Here is a 9270-nt window from a genome sequence, read left to right on the forward strand (position 1 = left end):
CTCGAACGCGGCACCCCGACCACCCATGACGTGACCACGCTCGACAAGGAGGTGCACGAAGGCATCGACCCTCACGGCGCGCTGGTGTACGTGACAACCCGCCACATCGAGCTGGCCGACTGGAGCCTGGTGGTCAAGGTCGACAAGGAAGACGCCCTGAAACCGATACACGCGTTCCGCGATCTGGTGATGTGGGCCATGGTCGCGCTCACGCTGCTGACCGTGCTGGCGTCGTTCTCGCTCGCCCGCTCGATCACCGAGCCGCTCGAGGCATTCACCCAGGCGGCCCAGAGAGCATCGAGCGGAGATCTGTCGACCCGCGTGCCGGTGACCTCTGGAGACGAGCTGGGCATTCTCGGCAAGGCGTTCAACCACATGTCCGAGCAGCTGGCCGCCATGCAGGTAGGCCTCGAGACGAAGGTCACCGCCCGCACCGCCGAGCTCGAGAGCGCAAACGCGCGCCTCAAGGAGCTCGACCAGCTCAAGTCGGAGTTCCTGGCAACCATGTCACACGAGCTGAGAACCCCTCTGAACTCGATCCTGGGCTTCTCCGACATCTTGATGGGTGAGGAGACGAACCTGGGAGCCGAGAGCCGGGAGCAGCTGCAGTGCATCTACACCTCAGCCCGCCACCTGCTCAAGATCATCGAGGAGATCCTCGAGGTGTCGAAGATCGAGGCCGGTCACATGAACCTCGAGCGCGAATGGGTCTCGGTGGGCGATCTCGTGCGGCAGGCCGCAGATTTCCTGCGGCCTCAGGCCGCGCGCAACCAGCTCGCCCTCAACGTGACCATGGCCAGTCCGGAGCCGATTCTCGCCTACACCGACCCGCACAAGCTGCTGCGGGTTCTGGTGAACCTGATTGGCAACGCCGTGAAGTTCACCCACCAGGGAGGCGTGTTCATCACGGCGCGGCTCGTTCCAGGAACGCTCGACGGTCTGGTGGTGATGGAGATCCGCGACACGGGAATCGGGATTCGCCCCGGCGATCTCTCGAAGCTATTCCAGCCGTTCAGCCAGCTCGACTCGAGCACGCGTCGGCAGTACGAGGGCACGGGGCTCGGGCTCTACTACAGCAAGAAGGTGGTCGAGCTGCTGGGCGGAACCCTGAGCGTCGAGAGCCGGTGGCAGGAGGGCAGCACGTTCACCGTCCGCCTGCAGAGCCGCTCCGCGGAGGCACCGGCGCGGCCCTCGGAGACTGAGCTCAGCGCGTCGTCTGCCGCGTCGCAGAAGATGGCTCAGGGCTGACGTTCTCAAACCGCACGTCCCACATGCGCGCCGTCAGATCCCACGATCCGCTGGCGATGCGACGGCCGTCGCTGGTGAACGCCACCGACGCCACGGCCGACCCGTGCCCCTCGAGCACCCCCATGTCGGTGCCGTAGTCGACGTCCCACAGCCGCACCCGCCCGTCGGCAGCGCCGGTCGCGAGCAACCATCCGACCGGCGCCCAGGCGAGGGTCAGAACCTGTTTCTCGTGGCCGGTCAGCAACCGTACCTTGGCGAAGGTGTGCGGATCGAGCAGCATCACCCGAGAATCGCTGCACGCACACGCGAGATACCTGCCATCTGGCGAGTAGGCCAGCGCGCGAATCGTTACGCCGCCAAGGGTCTGCGGCGAGAGACGCTGCAGCAGGGTTCCGTCGCCGACGTTCCAGACGGCGAGATCGCCGAAGGCAGAGGCCAGTCTCGTGCCATCGGGTGAGAAGGCCAGGGCGCGAGGCAGGTGCCCGGGGGCCGAAAGGGTCTGCAGGTGCGTACCCGTGACGCCGTCCCAGAGACGCACGGTGCCATCGAGGGAAGCGCTGGCCAGGACATCGCCGGACGTGGAGAAGGCGAGGGACGCCACCTGATCAGTATGGCCGCTGAGCAGGCGTACCTTCTGCGCTCCCTTGACCTCCTGGAGATGAACGCTGCCATCGATGCCCCCGAACGCAATCATCAGGCCGTCAGCGGAGATCAGGGCGCACGAGTTGGCGACACGAACGCTCTCCTTCTGCTTCACCTCGGTGCGGGTCTCGACATCCCACAGACGAACGTCATAGCAGCCCGTCATGAACTGCGACCCGTCCGGAGAGAAGCAGACCGAGTGACACATGCCGTTTGTCACGAAGCGATGCAGGAGCTCGGTCTTGACCACGATGCCACGGGTCTGCTCAGGGCCTTCGTCCGCCTTGCCGTCCGGCGAGCCTGCGTCGCCTCCGGAGAGCATTCCGCGCATGGAAGCCGCCGATTCCGGCCGGTCCTTGGGATCGACCTGCAACGCCTTCGAGATGACCGCATCGACGCGTTCCGAAACGTGAGGCGCCAGCGCCCGGACAACCTCGAACACCGGCTCTCGGGCCGGCGATCGGCCGGTGAGAAGCTGGTGAAGGATGGCGCCAACCGAATAGAGGTCTGAGCGCAGCTCGGCGTGTCCCGCCTCGACCTCCGGCGGGCAGTAGCCCACTGCCTCAGGCGGCACGGATATCGGGCCCCCGCGAAGCGCTCGGCCATGTCCGAGATCAATCAACCGCACCCGCCCCGGAAGAGGCGCCGCCGTGCCATCGCGTTCGGTGGGCGAGACCACCACCGCGCCCGGATGGAGGCCGCAGTACATCAGCGGAGGGGTCTGCTGATGCAGCAGCATCAGCATCTCGAGAAGCTGGTCGGCGAGGGCGCACGCTCTTGCCTCATCGAGCCCCGGGCTTCCCTCGCGCTCGAGGAGGGCGGAGAGGCTCTCCCCCTCCACGAGCTCTGCCACGAGATACTGGCAGCCGTTGTCGTTGAAGGTCTCGATCACCGTCGGCAGACCGGGATGATCGATGGCGCTCAGCATCTGACCCTCGGCCACCGCGCGAACCCCGGCATCCTGGCGCTCCTTCTCCGAGCGCCCCGGCAGGGGAACCTCCTTGACCACCCAGGCCTTCTGCCGAGTCGTGTCCCACACGCGGTACGACGTACCCACCGCGTGGAGCGAAAGCGTGCCGAGAATGACGTAACGACCACGCAGAACGGTGCTCGTGGCCAGGGCGCTGAACAAAGAGCCGCACCCCGCGCAGTAGCGTGCCGTGAGCGGGTTGAAGTACTTGCACGAAGCGCACGGCATGGCGTCTGAGGTGGGGCCGGGCGGACGCACGAGGCCCTTGGCACTGTCGGCGGAGCTGAGCAGCACATTGGGGCGCTGCTCCTGGGCCTCTTCGGCCCGCTTCGGATCCGGCTTGCCGGATTCGGCGCGGGCGGCCCGCACCAGCTCCTGCAAGGCGCGGGCCGCCTGGTGCATCGCCTTGCCGTTCGACGCCTGGAGCACCATGAGCCACCCGCTTGGATGGCTGATCGACAGCTCACCGTACTCGCAGATGGAGACGTGCTTGACCTCGTCCGGATGCTCGCTGCCGTCTTGCACGAAGCGCCACTGCTCCTCGAGCACGCGCGTGTCGAGGGCCGGGGCCTCCCACTCGGCATGACGCACGATGGACGCCTCGACAATGAGGTCGTCATAGGCCAGGGCCTGCAGCTTGTTCTCCTGCTCGAGGAGAATGCAGTCGGGCAGGAAGAAGACCCGCTGCGGTCCCGCGACGACCCCCCAGATCTCGAGGTTGAGCGTCAGGTTCCGCGGTGCGCTGCGCAGGCAGCGAGCCGCCAGACGCGGCAGGGGCACCTCACTGGCCTCTTCCGCCGCCGTGGTGCGGGCACTCATCTTCCAGAGCCGCTCCATCTCCGACAGGTAGGCCCCGAGGGTGTTGGCGCAGGCGAGCCGCTGCTCGATGTCGGGACGATGGAGATCGTAGACCAGCTGCACCGTGCCCCGCTGCTCGCTCCATCGCTTGATGGGCACCCCGGCGGCCAGGGCGAGGAGCATGAGGGCTACCAGCACGAGCAGCCCGGTGAGCCCAGGGGGATTCACCAGGAACGTGGCCAGCGACCCGAGCGCGATGATGACGGTGACGGTGGACAGGTACGGAATGAAATAGTCGGGGCGAGCCGTCACCTCGTCAAGACGGTTGATGAGCTCGTTCCCTCCGGTGTACAGCACCGATCTGACGGGCGCCATCGCCGACGGGTGTGGCGATGTGGACTCAGCACCTGCGCTCACGGTCTTCAACATGTGCAATGTAGCAACGCACGCCACCTGCTTCAAGAGCGCAGGCGCACACAACGCTGCAACAGGGCGCGGAGGTTCCCGTGCCGCCTGACCAGAATGGACACCGCATGCGTGAAGGCAGAGCGCGCGGTCTGCTGCTCCTCCTGGCAGGCGCCGCGGTCTTCGCGATGCTGTATGGGCCGGCAATGGGGGTCCCCTTCTGGCACGACGACTTCATCTGGATAGCGCGAGCCCTGGCCCCCCATGGGCTCGACGACCTGTTCGCGGTGCGCCACTTCAACTTCGCGCGCCCCACGACCGTGCTCTGGTACCATCTCCTCGCGCCGCTCTGCGGTACAGACCCCATCCCGTGGCGGCTGGCCTCGTCGGCGCTGCTGCTGTCCACCGCGATCGCACTTGCCGCGCTGACCCGCGACGACGACGGCAGCGACTCGAGCGCCTTCGCCGCCGCCCTCTTCTTCGTGGCGGCGGCCCACCACTGGGAGCTGGTGTACAGTGCCGCCGCGGTGGGCGATCCACTGACAGGCCTTTTCACCCTGCTGGCGCTCCTTGCCATGAACCGAGACAGATCAGCGCCCGCCACGCGATGGAAGGTGGGGAGCCTCATCGCGATCACCCTCGCCGCGGGTGCCAAGGAGAGCGCCTGCGTGGCGCCGCTGCTGGTGATGGCGCACGAGGTGCTGTGCGGCGGCCCGCTCCGTGAGGCGCCGAGACGCGCGCGCCGCGCCATCGGCCCCGTTGCCATGACTGCTGTGGTGCTGGGCCTCGATGTCTGGCTGGTGAGCCAGACGGGACGCCCGGTGCCCCACCCCGCACTGTCGGCTGACATGCTGGGCGCGTGGGGGGCGCAGATCGCCGCGTCGCTGCTGACGGTGCCGCTGCGAGACACGCTCCTGCCGCACACCGACGTCGTCGGGCGGGCCGCGCTCGCGACCTGGAGCCTGCTGCTGCTGGGCAGCCTGGCCTGGGAGCGCAGCGAGACGCAACGACGCGTCACGTTCGCGCTGACCTGGATCGGCCTGTCGTGGACTCCCTACATCATGCTGGCGAACGGTCACCTCGATCAAGACCGCTACGGCTATCTGCCCTCCATCGGCACGGCCCTGCTGCTCGGCGCGCTCATCGACCGCTGGCGCACCGGGTGCGCGAGGCTCACAGGCTGGCGACGCCCCGTCGCGACAGGCACCGGGCACGTCTGCGTGCTGGCGCTGCTGACCTGGAACGCGCACTGCCTGATCGTGTCTCGCGAGTCGCTCCGCAACTGGCTCGGGCAGCGGGGCAGCGTGGCTGATCGCGTACGGGAGGTAGCCAGGTGCTGCCCCGCCGACGCGCCCGTCTATGTGTTCAACGACCCTCGGATGTGGCACGAGGGCGGATACGCGTTTGCCCTGTACGGCGGCCACCCCCTCATCCAGGTGCACGACGGCTTCGACTTCCTCGAAGACCGCCCTGGCCTCCATCGCGGCCTGCTGTGGGATCACGAGGCGGCCCGCTTCACCGATCTGGGAACGCTCCCCGCCACCCGCGGCGACGAGATCGACGCCCCACCGAACGAGCTCCTCCCCCTGCGGCGATGGCGCAGGGACGACCTGCTCGAGTCCTCAGTGGGCCGCTTCAGCACGTCCGGGACGGGGTGGCTGACGCTCGAGACGCGAGACCCGTCGGCGTGGCGCTACTACCGGATCTGGGTGCGCTATCGGGTGCACAGCGCCGTCGACAATCCACGCATGGGGCTGGGCTGGTCGAGCCAGAAGGAAGGCCCGTTCTCGCCCGAGTGCGCGGTGTGGGCGACGCTGGTCTGCGACGGCGAGATGCACGAAGCGGCGTTCTTCCCGTGGATGCGCGAATCGTACTGGAGGGGGGGAAGCGTGCAACGTCTCCGGCTGTGCCCCGCCGACCAGCCCGCCGAGGTCGAGATCACCGAGATCCATGCCGATGCGCCGTCGCGCCGCCCGCAGCGCGTGCGGGTGGAATGACCGGGAACCCGGCCCTTGCGCCCAGGAGCGAAAACAAGTAGTATGCGGGGAACGTCTCGCCGCAGTGCCCGAGATACGGGTGCGAGAGACTGGAAGGATGGACCATGAGAGCCGAGCCCACCGCTGACTCCCCCGCCTGCCCGCCAGAGGGCGACGCCATCGATGACAGCCTGCCCGGTCTCGTGGGGGAACGGCTGAGCCGAGAGGCCTTTCACCAGCTCGCCGGCATCCTTGCGGGCATCAGCTATGTGAAGGTCGTTGTCGAGCGTCGCACCACGCCGGCACGGGTGCACTTCATCAATGATCGGCGCTACAAGTTCCACTCCGACTACATCGCCGAGAACGTACTCGGCATCAGCGTGGCCGAGCTCGACAACCGGATCGACGCGTTCAACACCGAGAACTACCAGAGCGACGATCGCCGCTTCCTGCTGGGAACCGTGGCCCTGCAGAAGGGCGCCGAGCTCTTCTACACGCTCGAGACCGTCGAGATCGACACCATGGGGCGCGACCTCGTCATCGAGTTCTACCGCGCCGTGCGCGCCAGCCTCGACCGCGATCTGCCGCTGCTGTTCAAGCTCGCCAACCACATGCAGGAGGCCATCGGCCGCGAGACCGACGCCAAGACCCTGCCCCGCATCTCGGCCCACGAGCTCACGGCATCGGCATCGTTCATCGCGCTGAACCCCGGAGAGGCCGAGGGCCGCCTGCGGGTGTTCGAGAACGAGGAGGCCTATCGACGCGAGCGCGCAACCCTCGAGTGGTACGACATCATCGCGATGCGTCGCGTGCCCGACGACATCCCCCGCCTGTCCGGCATCATCAACGCCGAGCACACCACCCCGCTCTCGCACACCAACGTTCTCGCGTCCGGCTGGAACGTGCCCAATGCGGTGCAGCTCGGCTTCTTCGAGCACGCCGCGGCCCAGCAGCTCAGCGGATCGTGGGTGCGCTACCGGGTCGACGCCGACGCCTCGGCCATCTCGCTGTCGCGCATCGAAGCCCCGAAAGGCGAGCTGCGCCGCCCATCGTGGGCCGTGCATCACATCCAGCTGGAAGAGCCGGAGACCGTTCTCTCGCCCATCGTCGAGCTGTCGTCGCTACGCATGAGCGACCGCAACCGCTACGGCACGAAGGCGGCCAACCTGGGAGAGCTCTATCACGTGCTCGAGCACGGCTCCGACCGCCTGCTCGGCTTCTACAAGGTGCGCCGGCCGCCGCGCCCCCACCTCCTCGGCCTGCTGGCCCGCTACCTGGGCGTTCCCGAACCCGCCGACGCCCGGGACACGGCCGCCCTGGCCAAGGCCGCGGCCGAGTTCCTCGCGGCCAGCGTGAAGGTGCCCCGCGGCATCGCGCTGCCGTTCTCGATACAGCAGCGCTTCCTCGAGTCGTCACCGCGCATCCAGCAGACCATCGGCCGCCTGAAGATGGCACTCGAGCTCGGCGCCCGCGAGGTCGAGCCGCTCTGCGTCAAGCTTCAAGAGCTGATTCGCACCACGCGCCTCGATGATGGGCTGCGCGAGGAGATCGACGCCCAGATCACCCAGCATCTCTTCGGGGTGTCGTCGTTCGTGATCAGAAGCTCGTCGAACGCCGAGGACATCGAGCACTTCTCGGCGGCCGGCCTGTACGAGAGCATCGCCCACGTCTCGACGGCCGACACCCTCTTCCAGAGCATCAAGGAGGTCTGGGCCTCGGTGGTCTCTCCCCGCAGCGTGCGCCTGCGCGAAGAGGTGGGCATCTCGCTCGACGCGGTCTACATGGGGGTCATCGTGCAGGAGCAGCTCGAGGCCGACATAGGCGGCGTTCTGGTCACCACCAACCCGGCCAACCGCGCGGGCGACTACCGCAACGTGTACATCAATGTCTCGAAGCGCCCGGACGCCGTGGTCGACGGGTCGGCGATGCCCCTGCAATATCTCTACAACACCCTCGAGGGCGGTGGACGAACCCTCTCGCTGGGCGACGCCGAGCGAGACCTCGACGACGAAGCCAAGGACACCCTGCAGCGTCTCGCCTTCGCCGGGCGCCTGCTGCAGGGGCACTACTCGCCGGACTACACGTTCAGCGTGCCGGTCGACATCGAATGGCTGGTGGGGCCGGAGGGCCTCACCCTCTTGCAGCTGCGGCCGTATTCGAAATGACCGGTTCGCCTTCGCGAACCGGTGAGGAGAGCGATTCGCCTTCGCGAACCGGTGAATGCGAACGCCTCGATGCACCGTCGCGAATCGAGGAGAGTGCGATGCGCGGGGTTCGCGCCTACTTCGTCTTCCAGCTGTTCTTCTCGCTGCTGCTGTGGACCCCCATCTTCTACGCCTACCAGGTGCGCATGGGGCTCAGCGACGCCCAGATCTTCGGCATCCAGAGCATCTACTACGCCGCCTTCTGCCTGTTCGAGCTGCCAACCGGCTGGCTCGCCGACACGGTAGGCCATGCCCGCTGCCTGCGCTGGGGCGCAGCCGTGCTCGTCGCGGCCAACCTGCTGCCGGTGGTCTGGCCCACCTACGTCGGCTTCCTCTGGCACTGGCTGGGCATCGCCCTGGCGCGGTCGCTTGTCTCGGGGGCGTCGAGCGCGTGGCTCTACGAGTATCTCCGGCGGTTTGGCAAGCCCGAGGGGTTCAAGGAGATCGAAGGGCGCGCACGCGCGCTGGGGCTCGTGGGAAAGGTGGTGGGCTGGGCCGGTGTGGGCTACCTCATGGACTGGCACGTGACCCTTCCCTACACCCTCACCGCGCTGGCCGCGGCCATCTCGTATGTCTACGCGACCCGCCTGCCCGTCAACGTCGGCTCGGCATCGGTGGACGGCCCTGCATCAGAGGCTCGAACAAGGGAAGCAGACGCCGCGCCCTCCATGAAGGTCAGCGCCGCAACAGATGCCGAGGCGTCTGCGCCCGTCTGGTGGGCGGTCGGGAAGGTGCTGATGACCAGCCCGTTCCTCGTTCTGGTGATCGCGCAAGGCGTGGCGAGCTTCGTGCTGCAGCGCATCGTGCAGGTGAACCTCTTCCAGCCGGTGCTCGAGGTGCGGGGCCTGGGCAGCGGGGCCTGTGGCGTGGTCATGGCGGTGAGCACGCTCTTCGAGGCGGCGGGATCAGCCTGGCCCAACGCGCTTCGCAGCCGGATGACCGATCTCTCGGCCGTGTTCTTCCTCACCACCGCACTCGCGGCATCGACCGCGGGGATCGCCCTGAGCGGCGCATGGGGCGCCGTGAT

General features: G+C 67.6%; 5 protein-coding genes. 4 read left to right on the forward strand and 1 reads right to left on the reverse strand.

Going from position 1 to position 9270, the window contains the following annotated elements:
* The coding region (locus EB084_13055; GenBank protein ID NDD29186.1) for a HAMP domain-containing protein at positions 1–1248 on the forward strand (1248 nt) is incomplete at its 5' end.
* On the opposite strand, the gene EB084_13060 is transcribed toward EB084_13055, so the two are convergent.
* Positions 1205–4087 (reverse strand): hypothetical protein, encoded by a 2883-nt coding sequence (locus EB084_13060; GenBank protein NDD29187.1) that lies wholly within the window; start codon positions 4085–4087, stop codon positions 1205–1207. The two genes, EB084_13055 and EB084_13060, sit on opposite strands and share 44 nt — an antisense overlap.
* A 104-nt stretch (positions 4088–4191) precedes the next feature.
* On the opposite strand from EB084_13060, the gene EB084_13065 reads away from it, so the two are divergent.
* The 3 genes from EB084_13065 to EB084_13075 form a co-directional block, all read left to right on the forward strand.
* Positions 4192–6060, forward strand: a complete 1869-nt coding sequence (locus tag EB084_13065) for a hypothetical protein (protein NDD29188.1) — start codon at positions 4192–4194, stop codon at positions 6058–6060.
* A gap of 104 nt (positions 6061–6164) precedes the next feature.
* Positions 6165–8204: a phosphoenolpyruvate synthase gene (locus EB084_13070; GenBank protein ID NDD29189.1), complete on the forward strand. Its 2040-nt coding sequence runs from the start codon at positions 6165–6167 to the stop codon at positions 8202–8204.
* Positions 8201–9270, forward strand: a 1070-nt coding sequence (locus EB084_13075; GenBank protein NDD29190.1) for an MFS transporter, incomplete at its 3' end; no start/stop codon positions are given. The genes EB084_13070 and EB084_13075, both read left to right, overlap by 4 nt.

This window comes from Pseudomonadota bacterium, from assembly GCA_010028905.1.
Classification (GTDB): Bacteria; Vulcanimicrobiota; Xenobia; order RGZZ01; family RGZZ01; genus RGZZ01.

Bases quoted from the DNA above. Each gene is read 5' to 3' on its own strand.
- EB084_13065 (NDD29188.1), top strand. From the start codon at position 4,192: ATGCGTGAAGGCAGAGCGCGCGGTCTGCTGCTCCTCCTGGCAGGCGCC.
- EB084_13070 (NDD29189.1), top strand. From the start codon at position 6,165: ATGAGAGCCGAGCCCACCGCTGACTCCCCCGCCTGCCCGCCAGAGGGC.
- EB084_13060 (NDD29187.1), bottom strand. From the start codon at position 4,087: ATGTTGAAGACCGTGAGCGCAGGTGCTGAGTCCACATCGCCACACCCG.